This is a genomic window from Pseudarthrobacter sp. NamB4, assembly GCF_005796185.1.
Classification (GTDB): domain Bacteria; phylum Actinomycetota; class Actinomycetes; order Actinomycetales; family Micrococcaceae; genus Arthrobacter.
In genome coordinates, this window is record NZ_VAHM01000004.1 from 221,033 (window position 1) to 239,053 (window position 18,021).

An 18,021-nucleotide genomic window follows, 5' to 3' on the forward strand; every position below is an offset into this window, starting at 1 on the left:
TCGCTTATTTCCAAACGCTCTATCACTAGATGCGCCTTAAACACGGACGCTCTATCACTCTCCTGAGGTGAGTGATAGAGCGTCCGGGTTTTATTGCGTCAGGTGATAGAGCGTCCAGGTTTTTCCCGCGTCAGGTGATAGAGCGTCCTACTGGGCCTTGCCCAGGAAGTCCTGCAGCCGCTGCACGCCGGTGGTCAGGTCGTCGTCGCCCAGGGCGTAGGAGAGGCGAAGGAAACCGGAGGGGCCGAACGCCTCACCGGGAACCACGGCCACCTCAACCTCGTCGAGGATCAGGGCCGCCAGTTCGGCGGAGGTCTGCGGCGCCGCGGTGCCGGACGTCGTCGGGAATTGCTTGCCCAGCAACGCGCGGACGTCCGCGTAAACGTAGAAGGCGCCCTTCGGCGTCGGGCACTCCACTCCATCGATGGCGTTCAGGCCCGCGACGATCGCCTTGCGGCGGCGATCAAACGCTACCTTCATCTCGTCCACGGCGGTCAGCGGTCCGGACACCGCGGCGAGGGCCGCAATCTGCATGATGTTGGAGACGTTGGACGTGGCGTGGGACTGCAGGTTGGTGGCGGCCTTGATGACGTCGGCCGGGCCGATCATCCAGCCGACGCGCCAGCCGGTCATGGCGTAGGTCTTGGCCACACCGTTGAGGATGACTACCTTGTCGCCCAGTTCAGGGGCGGCGGTGGCGATGGAAGTGAAGGGAACGCCGTCGTAGGTGAGGTGCTCGTAGATCTCGTCCGTGACTACCCACAGGCCCTTGGACGCGGCCCACCTGCCAATCTCTGCCACTTGCTCAGGAGAGTAGACAGAACCGGTGGGGTTGGACGGCGAAACGAACAGCAGGATCTTCGTCTTGTCCGTGACGGCCGCCTCAAGCTGGTCAACCGTCACCAGGTAGTCCTGTTCGGGGCCGGCGAAGACCTCAACGGGGACCCCGCCCGCGAGCCGGATGGCCTCCGGGTAGGTGGTCCAGAACGGGCTGGGCACGATGACCTCGTCGCCCGGATCCACCAGGGTAGCGAAGGTGTTGTAGACCGCCTGCTTGCCGCCGTTGGTCACCAGGACCTGGGACGGATCGACGACGTAGCCCGAGTCCCGCAGGGTCTTCTCGGCGATGGCCTTTTTCAGCTCCGGAAGCCCGCCGGCAGGGGAATAGCGGTGGTACTTCGGCTGGCCTGCAGCTTCAACAGCTGCCTGGACGATGTAGTCGGGGGTGGGAAAGTCCGGCTCACCCGCACCGAAACCAATAACCGGCCGCCCCGCTGCCTTCAGCGCCTTCGCCTTGGCATCAACGGCAAGGGTGGCGGATTCGGCAATTGCGGATATGCGCTGGGAAACGCGGGCGGCAGACATGGCAGGTCCGTTCTTCGCTGTGCAGCCTGGCGGCTGGAATGTGGGATTCGACGAGTTCTACTCTATGCTGTTCACCGGACCCTCCGGGTTGCCGGATTTGAATTGTGACTGCGTGCCAGTCCACCTCAGGCCGGGCAGCGGGGAGGGCCGGAAATGGGCTGGTTCGACGAACGCGAAGTTGTTGCGTAGACTGGTTCACCGGTGTTGAAACACGGATGATGGCGTGCGCCCCAGTAACAGGCTGGTGTTCGCCGTAAAACGTGGAATTCACTCCATAGGGTAGTGGCGCAATTGGTAGCGCAGCGGTCTCCAAAACCGCAGGTTGCAGGTTCGAGTCCTGTCTGCCCTGCGCAAGCTGCCCCGGGCAAAAGCCGGGGCAAGCGCAGCAACCATGGTTCTGATCAGGGCCGGGTAATCCAACATTGCAAGGATGAGCGAGGACCAGGTGACCGAAACAGCTGCCAGCAGCTCCAAGGGCCGCCCAGCTAAGAAGGACGCCAAGGCAAACTTCTTCGCCCGCATTGCACTCTTCATCCGCCAGATCATTGGCGAGCTGAAGAAAGTTGTTGCACCTACCCGCAAGGAACTGATTAATTACACGCTCGTGGTGCTGGTGTTCGTGGGCATCATGATGGTCATCGTCAGCCTGCTGGACATTGGATTCGGAACCGCCGTCGGCTGGATCTTCGGCGGAACCGGCACCACGGACAGCTGAGGCTGAACGGTCCGCAGGCTGCGTGTTCCTTCCGGGAAGCCGGAGGGAAACACCGGTGTGCGGAATTGAGCCATTTAAATAGGCATGTTAGGCAATGAGGAAGCAGGAGACCAAGTGTCTGAGCAGGAGCTCGAGGTAACCGAGGCCGGGCTGGAAGAGTCCGCGGACATCACGGCAGAAGCCGGTGACGAGTCTGGGGTTGAGTCCTCCGTGCCCGAATCCGCTGACGCCGATTCCGACTTCGACGCAGAGGCCGCCGACGACTCCGGGGAGGAGTCCACGGACGCCCTCGCCGCTGCCGCCGCCAAGGCAGAGGTGGACCCCGCCGAGGAGTTCAAGGCCAAGCTGCGCCGCCAGGAAGGTGACTGGTACGTCATCCACTCCTACGCCGGTTACGAAAACCGCGTGAAGGCCAACCTGGAAACCCGCATCCAGACCCTGGACATGGAAGATTACATCTTCGAAATCCAGGTCCCCATGGAAGAAGTCGTTGAGATCAAGAACGCTCAGCGCAAGGTCATCAACCGCGTCCGCATCCCCGGCTACGTGCTGGTCCGGATGGACCTGACGGACGCCTCCTGGGGCGCCGTCCGCCACACTCCCGGTGTTACCGGCTTCGTGGGCAACGCCCACAACCCCGTGCCGCTGCGCCTTGATGAAGTCTTCTCCATGCTCGCCCCGGTCTTCGAGGAAGAGCAGGCCGAAAAGGGCAAGCCGGTCAACAAGCAGAACCAGGCTCCCGTGGCCGTCGACTTCGAAGTTGGCGAGTCCGTCATCGTCAAGGAAGGCCCGTTCGAGACCCTTCCCGCCACGATCTCCGAGATCAAGCCCGAGTCCCAGACCCTCGTGGTGCTGGTTTCCATCTTCGAGCGCGAAACGCCCGTCACCCTGGCGTTCAACCAGGTCACCAAGATCTGACAACCCCAAGAATTCGTCCCGGCGCTGCCTGCTTAGCAGCACTGGAACGGCCGGTCGCCTTGCCATGGCGGCCAAAAACCTGAGGCACGCTCCTGTGCCCCAGGACGTTATTGAGAGAAGGACCCTACATTGGCTCCCAAGAAGAAGGTCACCGGCCTCATCAAGCTGCAGATCCAGGCAGGTGCCGCTAACCCGGCTCCGCCGATCGGTCCTGCGCTTGGCCAGCACGGTGTCAACATCATGGAATTCTGCAAGGCGTACAACGCTGCGACGGAAGCCCAGCGCGGAAACGTCATCCCCGTGGAAATCACCGTCTACGAGGACCGTTCCTTCACGTTCATCACCAAGACCCCGCCGGCTGCAGAGCTCATCAAGAAGGCTGCAGGCGTTGCCAAGGGTTCGGCTACGCCGCACACCGTCAAGGTTGCCAAGCTGACCCAGGCCCAGGTTAACGAGATTGCTTCCACCAAGATGGAAGACCTTAACGCCACCAGCCTCGAAGGCGCAGCGAAGATCATCGCCGGCACCGCCCGCTCCATGGGCATCACCGTCGAGGGCTAACTGCCCCCGCAGCCTTCCGCAACCGTGAAATCACGACGACGGGCGGCACCGCCGGGACAACCGGCACCAAACAAAATTGAAATGTTGGGCATTCGGCACGGATAACGGGCCGGAGCACCAACTGTGGCAGGGCCCAGCGCGGTCCGCAGACCACAACTGCACAAGGAGAAATAAGCAGCATGGCAAAGCGCAGCAAAGCATATGAGGCAGCAGCCGCCAAGATCGACGCGGGGAAGTTCTACGCGCCGTTCGAGGCAATAACCCTCGCCAAGGACACCAACCCGTCCAAGTTCGACGCCACCGTTGAGGTTGCCTTCCGCCTCGGCGTCGACCCCCGTAAGGCTGACCAGATGGTCCGCGGCACGGTCAACCTGCCCCACGGCACCGGTAAGACCGCCCGCGTCCTGGTTTTCGCTACGGGTGACAAGGCAGAGGCAGCAATCGCTGCCGGCGCTGACTTCGTTGGTTCCGACGACCTGATCGAAAGGATCGCCGGTGGCTGGACCGACTTCGACGCCGCCGTCGCCACCCCTGACCTCATGGGCAAGGTTGGCCGCCTCGGTAAGGTCCTGGGTCCGCGTAACCTGATGCCGAACCCGAAGACGGGCACCGTGACCCCCGACGTCGCCAAGGCCGTTAACGACATCAAGGGTGGAAAGATCGACTTCCGCGTCGATAAGCACTCTAACCTGCACTTCATCATCGGCAAGGTTTCCTTCGACGCCAACAAGCTGGCCGAGAACTATGCAGCAGCACTGGAAGAGGTTCTTCGCCTGAAGCCGTCCGCCGCGAAGGGCCGCTACATCCAGAAGGCTACTGTCGCCACCACGTTCGGTCCCGGCATCTCCGTTGACCCGAACGTCACCAAGGTTCTGATCGAGGCCTAAGTCCTCGTGTGAGCAACCGCCGCGGACCCGTCCGCAGCAGGAAAGACCGCCCGGCCTGTGCCGGGCGGTCTTTCCTTTAACCGGCAGAAGCTATTCCGGAAAGACCGTTCCTGCCTAAGCTGTACAAGTGGCCGAACCGGAGCCGGGTGCCTCCACAGGCAAGCCCGCTGCCCTGACGATTTCCGCCGTCGCCGTCTTCAACAATTTCGACGGCGGCGCGCTCCCAGGCAGGGGCGCAGTGCCGCTTTCCGCCGCCCCCACAGCCGACTTCAGGCTGTGCCATGACATGCGGGTGGCACACGAGCTGGCGCTGTGGGGCACCATGGACAGGTGCCCCACGCTGCAGGAAGCCGCGGAGTACTGGCAGGGCAACGACTACGAGGAACGGCAACTGTACCTTGCCAGACTGGGGCGCGAGCCTGTAGGCACGTGCTCGGTGACCCTCCCGCTGCATGAGAACACTCACACTGCCGGCATTGATGTCCTCGTCGCCCCCGCGCACCGGCGGCAGGGCCTTGGCCGGATGCTGCTGGAGCACGCTGAAACCGTAGCCCGGAAACGCGGCAGGACCTCGCTGGACGGCTACCACGAGATCCCAATGCAAGGCGCGGACGGGGCCCTGCTCGAGGCGAAGTCAGGGGCCGGCGGCCTGCCGCTCCAGCACCCCGCCGTCGCCTTCGCTTCCGCCAGCGGATATGAGCTGGAGCAGGTGGAGCGTTCCAGCAGGCTTGACCTTCCTGTCCCCGCCGAACTGCTGGAGCGCCTGGAGACTGAGGCCCGGGCCCGGGCAGGGGACTACCGGATCATCGGCTGGGACGACAGCTGCCCTGACAACCTCGTGGACGCCTATGCCGGGGTTAAGGCCAGGATGAGCGCCGACGTCCCCACCGCGGGCCTCGATTGTGAGCTCGAAGACTGGGACGCGGCCCGGGTCCGCGAAGAGGAGGGGAGCCTGGCCCGCGGCGGCGTGCAGACGGCGGTGGCGGCCGCCCTGCACCGCACCACCGGGGAACTGGTCGCCTATACGGTCCTGAACTGGCGGCCGGCGGTGCCGGCGTCCATCGCCCAGCAGGACACACTCGTGGCTCGGGAACACCGCGGACACCGGCTGGGCATGCTCACCAAAGTGGCCAATCTCCGGCACGTCCAGAAACGGTGGCCGTCGGCACGCTATGTTTTGACATGGAATGCCACCGAAAACCAACATATGCTGGCCATAAATATTGCCCTTGGCTTCAGGCCCGTTGGCCTTGAAGGTGAATGGCAGAAACGGCTGGGATGATGCGCCTATGGAACAAGACGTGAAGATCGAGCAGCTGTGGATCCCTGATTCACTTGAGGCACCCGATGCCGCAGACTTCCTTGCCGCCGTCGAGGTGGGGCGCAAGGTAAGGATGCATACGTGGGGGAGCGACGACCTCGCTTACGGCCCGCAGGAAAAGCTCCTGGAATTCGCGGACCCGTATGAGCGGCAGCTGATCCTCGTGGCAAAGGTGGACGGGGAGATTGTGGGAACGGTGGACATCGCCCTTCCCCTCACGGACAATCTGGACCTCGCGGAGTTCACCCTCGACATCCTGCCGGAATTCCAGCGTCAAGGCGTCGGCAGGCGCCTGCTCCAGGCCGCCGAACAGTTGGCCCGCGCAGAAGGCCGGACGATGATCCTCGTGGACACCAACCACCCGGGCGCCTCGCTGCACGAATTCGAGCGGGCCCAGCTTGTCCCCGGTTCCGGCCAGGGGTTCGTGCCGTTGGAGAGCCGGGAGGTGGAGTTCGCGCAAAAGACCGGATACACCCTGCAGCACATCGAACAGTTCAGCTCCTGCACCCTGCCGCTGGATACCAAGCTGGTGGCCGACCTGCAGGCCGAGGCGGAGGAGGCCAACAACGGCCGGTACCGGCTGCACCATTGGACGGACCGCTGCCCGGACCGTTGGCTGGAAGCAGTCGCGGCCCTCGAGAACCAGGCGGGGGCCGGCGTCGACCCTTCCTTGCAGGCGCCTGTTGAGCAGGACATGGTGTTCGACGGCGGCATCCTCCGGGAAGCTGAAGACGTCGCCATTGCACAGGGCAGGCAGACGGTGGTCACCGCCGTCGAACACCTCGCCACAGGGGCCCTCGTGGGACTGACCACGATCACGGTGCTGGCTCACCGCACCGACGTAGTGTTCCAGGACGACACGCTGGTCCTGCAGGAGCACCGCGGGAACAAGCTGGGATTGCTGATCAAGGTGGCCAACATGGAACGGCTCAGCGAGCAGTTCCCCGATGCCCGGGTGATCTACACCTGGAATGCCCCCGAAAACCGGTACCTCCTGACGGTGAACAAACAACTGGGCTTCCAGACGGCGGGGGTGACCGGCATCTGGCAAAAGGAGCTCCCCCGGCTTCGCGCCAGCAACAGCTGATGCACCGATTTGGCGGACAGTGGGCCCTCCCGTAGACTTGAACTACCAAAGACCGTCGGTTGTTGGAAACCCACTCTCCTGAACATGGCTCAACTCTGCAGTTGTGCGCGGGAGACTGAAGTGGTTTTCCGGACGAAGGACCCTCAACGCAGGGCGGCCAACGCAGGTGAACGAAGCATAGTTCCATGGAATTGTCCATGTTGAGCCAAGCCCCGTGCATCTGCGCGGGGCGTTTTTAGTTTTAGCTCATCCGAGCGGGGACCGTCGAATACCGGCACTATCCCCGGAAGGAGGGTTATGGCAACGCCTACCAAGGTTTCAGCAGTAGCTGAGATCACTAACGATTTCAAGGAATCGAACGCCGCTGTCCTGACCGAATACCGCGGGCTCACCGTTGCACAGCTCAAGCAGCTGCGTGTTTCTCTCGGCCAGGACACCAAGTTCGCGGTCGTGAAGAACACCCTGACCGCCATTGCAGCCAAGGAAGCCGGTGTCGAAGCATTCGACGGCCAGCTTGCCGGCCCCACTGCAATTGCGTTCATCAAGGGTGACGCAGTTGCCGCTGCCAAGAGCCTGACGGATTTTGCCAAGGCCAACAAGCAGCTGGTCATCAAGACCGGTTACTTCGAGGGCAAGGCTCTGGATGCCACCGAGGTCGCCGCACTGGCTGCCCTCGAGTCCCGCGAGCTGCAGCTCGCCAAGGTTGCAGGCGTCCTCAAGGCACCCGCCGCCGCAGCTGCACGCATCATCGACGCACTGCGCCTCAAGCTTGAAGAAGAGAACGGTGCGCCGGCAGCTGCCGAGGCTCCCGCCGCTGAAGAAGCTCCCGCCGCTGAAGCCGAAGCTGCCGCTGAAGCTCCCGCAGCCGAAGAGAACTGATTCTCTTTACCCCAAAAGACTCAGGTGTGCTGCCCGGCCATGTGCCGCTGGACACCACAACAGGAAGGACGCCTACCATGGCGAAGCTCAGCAACGAAGAGCTCATTGAAGCTTTCAAGGAACTGACCATCATCGAGCTCTCCGAGTTCGTCAAGCTCTTCGAAGAGACCTTCGAAGTTACCGCTGCTGCTGTTGCAGTTGCCGGCCCCGCCGGTGGCGGAGCTGCTGAAGAGGTTGAAGAAAAGACCGACTTCGACGTCATCCTCGAAGCTGCCGGCGACAAGAAGATCGCAGTGATCAAGGAAGTCCGCGCCATCACCTCCCTGGGCCTCAAGGAAGCCAAGGACCTGGTTGACAGCGCACCGAAGGCTGTCCTCGAAGGCGCCAACAAGGAAGCTGCCGAGAAGGCCAAGGAGCAGCTCGAGGCTGCAGGCGCCACCGTTACCCTCAAGTAACAGCGCTTTATTCCTTCGAAAGCCCCGTCCACGTTTGTGGGCGGGGCTTTCGCTTTAACAGCGGCTGCCGTGGCAGCGGCCTAGGCGGGGTCGCTGATGTCCGCAACCACGGCCCCCAATGCTGAGGTGAGGGCATCGGCGTCAACGAAGGCGCTGTAGCCGTGAGCGCCGGCCCCCATGGAGATCCGCCGGCCGGTGATGGTGGCGTCCGCATAGACTGGCCAGCTTGTGGTGCTGCCCAGGGGCGTGATGGTTCCCCGCTCGTAGCCCGTGGCATCCAGCGCCACGTCGGCCGGTGGCAGCGACAGCTTGTTGACGCCCACCAGGGCCCGGAGCTTGGGCCACGAGATCTGCCGGTCACCCGGGATCAGCGCAAACAGGAACGTGCCGTCCTTGTGCTTGACCACCAGGGACTTGACGATATCGGCGGGGGTGATGCCCAGGATGCCGGCGGCTTCGGCCAGGCTCCTGGCGGCAGGCCTCTCCACTACGTCCACCTGGAGACCGCGGGCGGCGGCGTCAGCCAGGAAACGCTCCCGCCCGACGCCGTCCGGTCCGTCCGTTGCTGCGCCCGCCATCAGTCGCGGTACAGCAGGAGCGCCTCGCCCTGCCCACCGCCGCCACACAGGGACACAGCGGCCTTGCCGCCTCCGCGCCGCTTGAGTTCGTGGGCTGCATGCACGGCCAGGCGTGCCCCCGATGCCCCAATCGGGTGGCCCAGCGCAGTGGCGCCGCCATGGAGGTTGCACTTTTCCAAGGGGTAGTCGAGGTCCTTGAGTGACTGCACGGCCACGGACCCGAAGGCTTCGTTGATCTCGATGAAGTCCAGGTCCGCCGTGGTCCAGCCTGCCCGGCCCAGCGCGTTCATGATCGCGTTGGACGGCTGGGAGTGAAGCGAGTTGTCCGGGCCCGCAACCTGTCCCGGCTTTCCCACCACTGCCAGATATTCCAGTCCGTGCTCTTCGGCGTAACCGCGGGACGTGAGCACCAGGGCGGCAGCGCCGTCGGACAATGGGGAGGAGTTGCCGGCGGTGATGGTGCCGTCCGTGACGAAGGCTGCGCGCAGGCCTGCCAGCGACTCGACGGAGGCATTCGGGCGGACGCCCTCGTCGGTGTCCACGACTATGGGATCGCCCTTGCGCTGCTTGACGCTGATGGGGACGATCTCGTCGTCGAACGTTCCATTCTTGGCTGCCAGCGCCGCGCGCTGGTGCGAATAGGCGGCCACGTTGTCCTGTGAGGTGCGGTCAATGCCCAGGGCAAGGTTGCGCATCTCCGTGGACAGGCCCATCGACTGGCCGTCAAAAGCATCGGTGAGGCCGTCATGCGCGGCGGCATCCAGGGCCTGGATGGACCCGTAGGTCCAGCCCTGGCGTGAACCGGGAAGCAGGTGGGGCGCCCGGGTCATGGACTCCTGGCCGCCGGCCACGACGACCGCAGCCTCGGCGCCACGGATCATCCTGGCCGCATCGATGACGGCCGTCAGGCCGGACAGGCATACCTTGTTGACCGTCACCGCAGGGACGTTCCAGCCGATTCCGGCGGCGATGGAACTCTGCCGGGCAGGGTTCTGGCCCGCCCCGGCCTGCAGGACCTGGCCCATGATCACGGCCTCAACATCGGCAACATCGACGCCGCTGGCTGCCAGGGCGGCTTTGATGGCATGTGCGCCGAGGTCCACCGCCGTGAAGCTGGCCAGTTGGCCATTGATGCGCCCGGTAGGAGTCCGCGCACCCGCAAGGATGACAACGTCGCTGTTGCCTGGAGAGTTGCCCATGGTTATCTCTTCCGCTCTGATCCGATGTAAGCCACCAAGGTTATCGTGACCCTGGTCACCTAACTATTCAAACGCGCGGGCCGGCTTGTGCATTCCGCGAAGCTCAAGGGGACGGGTCCCCTTTGGGGGCAGAGGCGGCTGGCGCTGTTTCCGGGGCGCCGCCGTCGTCCTTCTCCAACGGCCAAGCCCGCCGGCCGTGCATCAATCAACTGGCCTGACGCTGTAGAACAGGAAAAAACAGGTGCTTGCAATCCGGCCGGACATGGGGTAGACACGTAGGTTGTTTTGCCGTATCGTAGATATTTGCGTCTTCCCTGTTTACCTTCAGCCTTCATATAGCGGTGGGCTTCGCCTGGCAGCTGGCAATCAACGTGCCGTAACAACGTCACAGCATAGCCGGTACAGGTCCCGGGTCATATAGCGGAACCGGATGGTAGCGCTGTGGAGTCATTCCGCAGGGTGCACAGCGGGGGAGATCTGAAAACGCCTGAAGGTCTGTGGAAGGATCCCTCTTGGTCGCCTCGAGCACCTCTAATAACGAAACCGCTAACACCGCCGACAGCACTGATGGTGCCACTCGCCGGCTCTCATTCGCAAAGATTCACGAACCTCTTGACGTTCCGAATCTGCTTGCCCTCCAGACGGACAGCTTCGACTGGCTGGTCGGAAATGAGCGCTGGCAGGCCCGGGTAGCGAAGGCTGTGGAAGAAAACGATCTCAGCGTCGCCACCACGTCCGGCCTGTCGGACATCTTCGAAGAGATCTCCCCGATCGAGGACTTCCAGGGCACCATGTCCCTGAGCTTCTCCGATCCGGAGTTCGCCGATCCCAAGTACACCATGGCCGAGTGCAAGGACCGGGACGCTACGTACTCCGCTCCGCTGTACGTCAAGGCCGAGTTCATGAACAACAACACGGGCGAGATCAAGCAGCAGACCGTGTTCATGGGCGACTTCCCGCTGATGACCGAGAAGGGCACCTTCGTGGTCAACGGCACCGAGCGTGTTGTCGTCTCCCAGCTGGTCCGTTCCCCGGGCGCCTACTTCGAGCGCGCCGCTGACAAGACCAGTGACAAGGACATCTTCACCGCGAAGATCATCCCGTCCCGGGGCGCCTGGTTCGAGCTTGAAATCGACAAGCGCGACCAGGTCGGCGTCCGCCTCGACCGCAAGCGCAAGCAGTCGGTCACGGTCCTGCTGAAGGCCCTCGGCTGGACCGAAGGCCAGATCCTCGAAGAGTTCGGCCAGTACGACTCCATGCGGGCAACCCTGGAGAAGGACGCCACCGAAACCCGCGAAGACGCGCTGCTGGACATCTACCGCAAGCTGCGCCCGGGCGAGCCGCCCACCGTTGAGGCTGCCCAGTCCCTGCTGGACAACCTGTACTTCAACTCCAAGCGCTACGATCTGGCCAAGGTTGGCCGCTATAAGATCAACCGCAAGCTTGGCATTGACCGCTCCCTTGGCGACAAGGAAGCTTCGGTCCTGCACGTTGAAGACATCGTCGCCATGATTAAGTTCCTCGTCGCGCTGCACGCCGGCGAGAAGACCATCAAGGGCGTCCGTGACGGCCAGGAAGTGGACCTGCGCGTCGAGATCGACGACATCGACCACTTCGGCAACCGCCGCATCCGCGCCGTTGGCGAGCTCATCGAGAACCAGGTCCGCACCGGTCTTTCCCGCATGGAGCGCGTTGTCCGCGAGCGTATGACCACCCAGGACGTCGAGGCCATTACGCCGCAGACCCTGATCAACATCCGCCCCGTGGTCGCAGCCATCAAGGAGTTCTTTGGAACCTCCCAGCTGTCGCAGTTCATGGACCAGAACAACCCGCTCTCGGGCCTTACCCACAAGCGCCGCCTGTCGGCCCTTGGCCCCGGTGGTCTGTCCCGCGACCGCGCCGGCATGGAAGTCCGTGACGTGCACCCGTCCCACTACGGACGTATGTGCCCCATCGAAACCCCTGAAGGCCCGAACATTGGTCTGATCGGTTCGCTGGCATCCTACGGACGCATCAACCCGTTCGGCTTCATCGAGACCCCGTACCGCCTGGTTAAGAACGGCGTCGTGTCCGACGACGTCCAGTACCTGACGGCCGACGACGAGGCCGAGGTGCTGATCGCCCAGGCCAACGCCCCGCTGGACGAGAACAACAAGTTCGCCGAAGACACCGTCCTGGTCCGTGCCCGCGGTGGTGGAGGCGAGCCTGTCCTGGTTCCCGCCGAGGACGTCGAGTTCATGGACGTTTCCCCGCGCCAGATGGTGTCCGTGGCAACCGCCCTGATCCCGTTCCTGGAGCACGACGATGCAAACCGCGCACTCATGGGTGCCAACATGCAGCGCCAGGCCGTGCCGCTGGTCCGCTCCGAGGCCCCGTTCGTGGGCACCGGCATGGAGCGCGCCGCTGCCGTGGACGCCGGTGACGTCGTCATCGCGAAGAAGGCCGGTGTGGTCACCGAGGTCTCCGCCGAGCTCGTCATCATGCTCAACGACGACGGCACCGAGACCAACTACCGCATCAACAAGTTCGCCCGCTCCAACCAGGGCAACTGCTACAACCACCGCGTCCTGGTGAACGAAGGCCAGCGCCTGGAAGTTGGCGGCATCATCGCCGACGGCCCGGCAACGGACCAGGGTGAGCTCGCCCTCGGCAAGAACCTGCTCGTGGCATTCATGTCATGGGAAGGCCACAACTTCGAGGACGCCATCATCCTCTCGCAGCGCATCGTTGCCGAGGACGTCCTTTCCTCCATCCACATCGAGGAGCACGAGATCGATGCCCGCGACACCAAGCTTGGTGCCGAGGAAATCACCCGTGACATCCCCAACGTGTCCGAGGAAGTTCTGGCGGGCCTGGACGAGCGCGGCATCATCCACATCGGTGCCGAGGTTGAAGCAGGGGACATCCTGGTCGGAAAGGTCACCCCGAAGGGTGAAACCGAGCTGACCCCGGAAGAGCGCCTGCTGCGCGCCATCTTCGGTGAGAAGTCCCGCGAAGTGCGTGACACCTCCCTGAAGGTGCCCCACGGCGAGTCCGGCACCGTCATCGGCGTGCGTGTCTTCGACCGGGACAACGACGACGAGTTGCCCCCGGGCGTCAACCAGCTGGTCCGCGTCTACGTGGCTGCCAAGCGCAAGATCACCGACGGCGACAAGCTCGCCGGCCGCCACGGCAACAAGGGTGTTATCTCCAAGATCCTCCCCGTTGAGGACATGCCCTTCCTTGCCGACGGCACCCCCGTTGATATCGTCCTGAACCCGCTGGGTGTCCCGGGCCGCATGAACGTGGGCCAGGTGCTCGAAACGCACCTTGGCTGGGTTGCCAAGACCGGCTGGAAGATCGAAGGAGAGCCCGAGTGGGTCAAGCAGCTGCCGAACCTGCCGCGCGAAAGTGGCCAGACCACTGTTGCAACGCCGGTGTTCGACGGCGCCCGCGAAGAGGAAATCACGGGGCTGCTGGACTCCACCAACCCGACGCGTGACGGCGAACGCCTGATCAACTCCTCCGGCAAGACGCGTCTGTTCGACGGCCGCTCCGGCGAGCCGTTCCCGGATCCGATCTCGGTCGGCTACATGTACATCCTGAAGCTCCACCACCTGGTGGACGACAAGATCCACGCCCGGTCCACCGGTCCGTACTCCATGATCACGCAGCAGCCGCTGGGTGGTAAGGCGCAGTTCGGTGGCCAGCGCTTCGGTGAAATGGAAGTGTGGGCGCTCGAAGCCTACGGCGCCGCCTACACGCTCCAGGAACTCCTCACGATCAAGTCCGACGACATCCACGGCCGCGTGAAGGTCTACGAAGCCATCGTCAAGGGCGAGAACATCCCGGAACCGGGCGTACCCGAGTCCTTCAAGGTCTTGATCAAGGAAATGCAGTCGCTGTGCCTGAACGTGGAAGTCCTTTCCACGGACGGAACCACAATTGAGATGCGTGACTCTGATGACGCAGTCTTCACGGCTGCGGAAGAACTGGGTATCGATCTGTCCCGTGCAGAGCCCAGTTCCGTAGAAGAGGTCTAAGGGATACGACGGCGGGCGACCGCCCGCCGTCGTACATCACCTCCCTCATTCCGCACCCAAAGACTTCAGAGTTTAGAGAACAAGAGAGAACAGGGACCATATGTCCAGCGAATCCTCCTTCGGCCTCATGCAGATCGGCCTCGCCACCGCGGAAGACATCCGCGGCTGGTCGTACGGCGAGGTTAAGAAGCCGGAAACCATCAACTACCGCACGCTCAAGCCCGAGAAGGACGGACTCTTCTGCGAGAAGATCTTCGGCCCGTCCCGGGACTGGGAATGCTACTGCGGCAAGTACAAGCGCGTGCGCTTCAAGGGCATCATCTGTGAGCGGTGTGGCGTTGAAGTCACCCGTGCAAAGGTCCGCCGTGAGCGCATGGGCCACATCGAGCTGGCCGCTCCCGTTACCCACATCTGGTACTTCAAGGGTGTTCCCTCCCGCCTGGGCTACCTCCTTGACCTGGCGCCGAAGGACCTCGAAAAGGTCATCTACTTCGCTGCCTACATGATCACCAGCGTTGACGAGGCCGCCCGCCACGAGGAACTGCCCAACCTGCAGGTTGAGCACGACATCGAGAAGAAGCAGCTGATCGACAACCGCGACTCCGACATCGCTGCGATCGCCCGCGACCTCGAAGGCGAAATTGCCCGCCTGGAAGCCGAAGGCGCCAAGGCTGCCGACAAGAAGAAGGCCCGCGACTCCGCCGACCGCCAGATGGCGAACGTGCGCAAGCGCGCCGACGCCGACATCGAGCGCCTCGAGCAGGTCTGGGACCGCTTCAAGAACCTGAAGGTCGCAGACCTCGAAGGTGACGAAGGCCTGTACCGCGAACTGCGCGACCGCTATGGCATGTACTTCGAAGGCTCCATGGGTGCCGAAGCCATCAAGAAGCGCCTTGAGAGCTTCGACATGCAGGCTGAGTCGGACCTGCTGCGTGACGTCATCGCCAACGGCAAGGGCCAGCGCAAGACCCGTGCCCTCAAGCGCCTCAAGGTGGTCAACGCGTTCCTGACCACCAACAACAGCCCGCTTGGCATGGTCCTCGACGCCGTCCCGGTGATCCCGCCGGAACTGCGCCCCATGGTCCAGCTGGACGGTGGCCGCTTCGCGACCTCCGACCTCAACGACCTGTACCGCCGCGTGATCAACCGCAACAACCGCCTCAAGCGACTGCTTGACCTGGGTGCTCCGGAGATCATCGTCAACAACGAGAAGCGCATGCTTCAGGAAGCTGTTGACAGCCTCTTCGACAACGGCCGCCGCGGCCGTCCGGTCACCGGACCGGGCAACCGTCCGCTGAAGTCCCTGAGCGACATGCTCAAGGGCAAGCAGGGCCGTTTCCGCCAGAACCTCCTCGGCAAGCGCGTCGACTACTCCGGCCGTTCGGTCATCGTCGTCGGCCCGCAGCTGAAGCTGCACCAGTGCGGCCTGCCCAAGCAGATGGCGCTGGAGCTCTTCAAGCCGTTCGTGATGAAGCGCCTGGTTGACCTCAACCACGCGCAGAACATCAAGTCGGCCAAGCGGATGGTGGAGCGCTACCGCCCGCAGGTCTGGGACGTACTGGAAGAGATCATCACCGAACACCCGGTGCTGCTCAACCGTGCACCTACCCTGCACCGCCTCGGCATCCAGGCGTTCGAGCCGCAGCTTGTTGAAGGCAAGGCAATCCAGCTGCACCCGTTGGTGTGTGGCGCGTTCAACGCCGACTTCGACGGCGACCAGATGGCAGTCCACCTGCCGCTGAGCCCCGAAGCCCAGGCTGAGGCCCGCATCCTGATGCTGTCCTCGAACAACATCCTGAAGCCCTCTGACGGGCGCCCGGTCACCCTGCCCTCGCAGGATATGATCATCGGCCTCTACCACCTGACCACCAAGCGCAAGGGCTCAGCCGGTGAAGGCCGCGTCTTCGGCTCGGTTGCCGAGGCCATCATGGCGTTCGACGCCCGCGAGCTGCACCTGAACTCGCAGGTCAAGATCCGCCTCGAAGGCTTCGTGCCGTACGCCGGCTGGGAAGCTCCGGAAGGCTGGGAGCCGGGGCAGCCCGCGCTCGTCCAGACCTCCCTGGGTCAGGTGCTCTTCAACGAGACCCTGCCCGAGGACTACCCGTGGGTTGAGGCTGTTGCCGACAAGGGCGAACTGTCCCGCATCGTCAACGACCTCGCGGAGCGCTACCCCAAGGTCGTTACCGCGGCAACGCTGGACAACCTGAAGGACGCCGGTTTCTACTGGGCCACCCGTTCAGGCGTCACCGTCGCCATCTCCGACATCGAGGTTCCTGCCGCCAAGCCGGAAATCCTTGCCGGGTACGAGGAGCGGGCTGCCAAGATCCAGGGCCAGTACGACAAGGGCCTGATCGACGACGACGAGCGTCGCCAGGAACTGATCGAGATCTGGAACAAGGCAACCAACGAGATTGCCTCCGTGATGCGCGAGAGCCTGTCGCCGATGAACACCATCAACCGCATGGTGTCCTCCGGTGCGCGTGGTAACTGGATGCAGGTCCGCCAGATCGCGGGTATCCGTGGCCTGGTGGCCAACCCGAAGGGTGAGATTATCCCGCGTCCCATCAAGTCCTCCTACCGTGAGGGCCTGTCGGTGCTGGAATACTTCATCGCCACCCACGGTGCACGTAAGGGTCTGGCTGACACCGCCCTCCGTACCGCCAACTCGGGTTACCTGACCCGTCGTCTGGTGGACGTGTCCCAGGACGTCATCGTCCGCGAAGAGGACTGCGGCACCGAGCGCGGCCTGGTCACGCCGATCGCCGTCGCCGACTCCAACGGTGAGCTGGTCCTGGACGAGAACGTCGAGAACAGTGCCTACGCACGTACCCTCGCCGTCGACGTCGTGGACTCCGAGGGCAACGTCCTCGCGGCTGCCGGCACCGACTGCGGCGACGTGGTCATTGCCGAGCTCTACAAGGCAGGCATTACCGAGGTCAAGGTCCGCTCCGTACTCACCTGTGAGTCCAGCGTCGGCACCTGCGCCCTGTGCTACGGCCGTTCGCTGGCCACCGGCAAGACCGTGGACATCGGCGAGGCCGTGGGCATCATCGCCGCACAGTCCATCGGTGAGCCGGGTACCCAGCTGACCATGCGTACGTTCCACACCGGTGGTGCAGTCTCGGCCAGCGGCGGCGACGACATCACGCAGGGTCTGCCCCGTATCCAGGAGCTCTTCGAAGCCCGTACTCCGAAGGGTGTTGCACCGATTGCTGAGGCAGCCGGCCGCATCACCATTGAAGAGTCCGAGCGCCAGATGCGCCTGGTCATCACCCCGGATGACGGAAGCGAAGAGATCGCCTACCCGGTCCTGCGCCGTTCACGCCTGCTGATCGAGGATGGCGACCACGTCACCGTCGGCCAGAAGCTGATCAACGGGCCGGTGGACCCCAAGCAGGTCCTGCGCATCATGGGTCCGCGTGCGGCACAGAAGTTCCTGGTGGACGAGGTGCAGGGCGTGTACCGCAGCCAGGGCATCGGTATCCACGACAAGCACGTCGAGGTTATCGTCCGCCAGATGCTGCGCCGCGTCACGGTCATCGAGTCCGGCGAATCGGACCTGCTGCCCGGCGAGCTCGCCGAGCGCAGCCGCTTTGAGGACGCCAACCGCCGTGTTGTGTCCGAGGGCAAGACTCCGGCATCCGGACGTCCTGAGCTCATGGGCATCACCAAGGCGTCGCTGGCCACCGAGTCCTGGCTGTCCGCGGCTTCCTTCCAGGAGACCACCCGCGTCCTGACGCAGGCGGCCATGGAAGGCAAGAGCGACCCGCTGCTGGGCCTCAAGGAGAACGTGATCATCGGTAAGCTGATCCCGGCCGGCACGGGTCTCCCGCGCTACACCGAGGTCACCGTCGAGCCCACTGAAGAAGCGAAGGCCAACCTGTTCACCGGCCCGAGCGCGTTCAGTGACTTCTCGTACGACACCCTGGGCGGCGACGGAGCTCCTGAGTTCCACGCCATCCCGTTGGATGACTACGACCTGGGCAACGACTTCCGCTAGGAGTTCGTGAACGGGCCCCGTCTCCGCAGTGCTT

13 protein-coding genes and 1 tRNA gene are annotated in these 18,021 nt (G+C 63.7%); 11 read left to right on the forward strand and 3 right to left on the reverse strand.

Annotated features, from left to right (window positions below; genetic code table 11):
* Positions 1-147: 147 nt before the first annotated feature.
* Positions 148-1,365: a pyridoxal phosphate-dependent aminotransferase gene (locus FDW81_RS05480; RefSeq protein WP_138133146.1), complete on the reverse strand. Its 1,218-nt coding sequence runs from the start codon at positions 1,363-1,365 to the stop codon at positions 148-150.
* A 276-nt stretch (positions 1,366-1,641) separates the two neighbouring features.
* On the opposite strand from FDW81_RS05480, the gene FDW81_RS05485 reads away from it, so the two are divergent.
* The 9 genes from FDW81_RS05485 (at position 1,642) to rplL (ending at position 8,188) form a co-directional block, all read left to right on the forward strand.
* Positions 1,642-1,714, forward strand: a tRNA-Trp gene (locus tag FDW81_RS05485).
* Between the two features lie 81 nt (positions 1,715-1,795).
* The gene (gene secE, locus FDW81_RS05490) at positions 1,796-2,080 is read left to right on the forward strand and encodes a preprotein translocase subunit SecE (RefSeq protein ID WP_138133147.1); all 285 of its coding nucleotides are present in this window, start codon (positions 1,796-1,798) and stop codon (positions 2,078-2,080) included.
* Between the two features lie 114 nt (positions 2,081-2,194).
* On the forward strand, positions 2,195-2,998 hold the full coding sequence (gene nusG / locus FDW81_RS05495) for a transcription termination/antitermination protein NusG (RefSeq protein ID WP_138133148.1): 804 nt from the start codon (positions 2,195-2,197) through the stop codon (positions 2,996-2,998).
* A 129-nt stretch (positions 2,999-3,127) separates the two neighbouring features.
* Positions 3,128-3,559, forward strand: coding sequence for a 50S ribosomal protein L11 (gene rplK, locus FDW81_RS05500; RefSeq protein ID WP_003803853.1), 432 nt, complete (start codon positions 3,128-3,130; stop codon positions 3,557-3,559).
* Between the two features lie 179 nt (positions 3,560-3,738).
* The gene (gene rplA, locus FDW81_RS05505) at positions 3,739-4,446 is read left to right on the forward strand and encodes a 50S ribosomal protein L1 (RefSeq protein ID WP_138133149.1); all 708 of its coding nucleotides are present in this window, start codon (positions 3,739-3,741) and stop codon (positions 4,444-4,446) included.
* 127 nt (positions 4,447-4,573) lie between these two features.
* Positions 4,574-5,728 (forward strand): GNAT family N-acetyltransferase, encoded by a 1,155-nt coding sequence (locus FDW81_RS05510; protein WP_240719975.1) that lies wholly within the window; start codon positions 4,574-4,576, stop codon positions 5,726-5,728.
* A gap of 7 nt (positions 5,729-5,735) precedes the next feature.
* A complete protein-coding gene (locus tag FDW81_RS05515) occupies positions 5,736-6,854 on the forward strand; it encodes a GNAT family N-acetyltransferase (protein ID WP_138133150.1) in 1,119 nt (372 codons plus the stop codon).
* Positions 6,855-7,151: 297 nt separating this feature from the next.
* Positions 7,152-7,733 carry a 50S ribosomal protein L10 gene (gene rplJ / locus FDW81_RS05520; protein ID WP_018769122.1) on the forward strand — a complete coding sequence of 194 codons (582 nt, stop codon included), beginning with the start codon at positions 7,152-7,154 and terminating at the stop codon, positions 7,731-7,733.
* Positions 7,734-7,810: 77 nt separating this feature from the next.
* Complete coding sequence (gene rplL, locus FDW81_RS05525; protein WP_138133151.1) at positions 7,811-8,188, forward strand: 50S ribosomal protein L7/L12; 378 nt, start codon at positions 7,811-7,813, stop codon at positions 8,186-8,188.
* A gap of 80 nt (positions 8,189-8,268) precedes the next feature.
* Here the strand turns inward: rplL and FDW81_RS05530 are convergent, their stop codons facing one another.
* Positions 8,269-8,766: an aminoacyl-tRNA deacylase gene (locus FDW81_RS05530; protein WP_138133152.1), complete on the reverse strand. Its 498-nt coding sequence runs from the start codon at positions 8,764-8,766 to the stop codon at positions 8,269-8,271.
* Positions 8,766-9,965 (reverse strand): acetyl-CoA C-acetyltransferase, encoded by a 1,200-nt coding sequence (locus FDW81_RS05535; RefSeq protein ID WP_138133153.1) that lies wholly within the window; start codon positions 9,963-9,965, stop codon positions 8,766-8,768. The genes FDW81_RS05530 and FDW81_RS05535 overlap by 1 nt, the downstream gene beginning before the upstream one ends.
* Before the next feature lie 512 nt (positions 9,966-10,477).
* Between FDW81_RS05535 and rpoB the strand changes: the two genes are divergently transcribed.
* Together rpoB and FDW81_RS05545 are read left to right on the forward strand one after the other, a co-directional pair.
* The gene (rpoB, locus tag FDW81_RS05540; protein WP_138133154.1) at positions 10,478-13,987 is read left to right on the forward strand and encodes a DNA-directed RNA polymerase subunit beta; all 3,510 of its coding nucleotides are present in this window, start codon (positions 10,478-10,480) and stop codon (positions 13,985-13,987) included.
* Positions 13,988-14,087: 100 nt separating this feature from the next.
* Complete coding sequence (locus tag FDW81_RS05545) at positions 14,088-17,987, forward strand: DNA-directed RNA polymerase subunit beta' (RefSeq protein ID WP_138133155.1); 3,900 nt, start codon at positions 14,088-14,090, stop codon at positions 17,985-17,987.
* Positions 17,988-18,021: the final 34 nt, after the last annotated feature.

Bases quoted from the DNA above. Each gene is read 5' to 3' on its own strand.
- FDW81_RS05480 (WP_138133146.1), bottom strand. From the start codon at position 1,365: ATGTCTGCCGCCCGCGTTTCCCAGCGCATATCCGCAATTGCCGAATCC.
- secE (WP_138133147.1), top strand. From the start codon at position 1,796: ATGAGCGAGGACCAGGTGACCGAAACAGCTGCCAGCAGCTCCAAGGGC.
- rplA (WP_138133149.1), top strand. From the start codon at position 3,739: ATGGCAAAGCGCAGCAAAGCATATGAGGCAGCAGCCGCCAAGATCGAC.
- FDW81_RS05515 (WP_138133150.1), top strand. From the start codon at position 5,736: ATGGAACAAGACGTGAAGATCGAGCAGCTGTGGATCCCTGATTCACTT.
- rplJ (WP_018769122.1), top strand. From the start codon at position 7,152: ATGGCAACGCCTACCAAGGTTTCAGCAGTAGCTGAGATCACTAACGAT.
- rplL (WP_138133151.1), top strand. From the start codon at position 7,811: ATGGCGAAGCTCAGCAACGAAGAGCTCATTGAAGCTTTCAAGGAACTG.
- FDW81_RS05530 (WP_138133152.1), bottom strand. From the start codon at position 8,766: ATGGCGGGCGCAGCAACGGACGGACCGGACGGCGTCGGGCGGGAGCGT.
- FDW81_RS05535 (WP_138133153.1), bottom strand. From the start codon at position 9,965: ATGGGCAACTCTCCAGGCAACAGCGACGTTGTCATCCTTGCGGGTGCG.
- FDW81_RS05545 (WP_138133155.1), top strand. From the start codon at position 14,088: ATGTCCAGCGAATCCTCCTTCGGCCTCATGCAGATCGGCCTCGCCACC.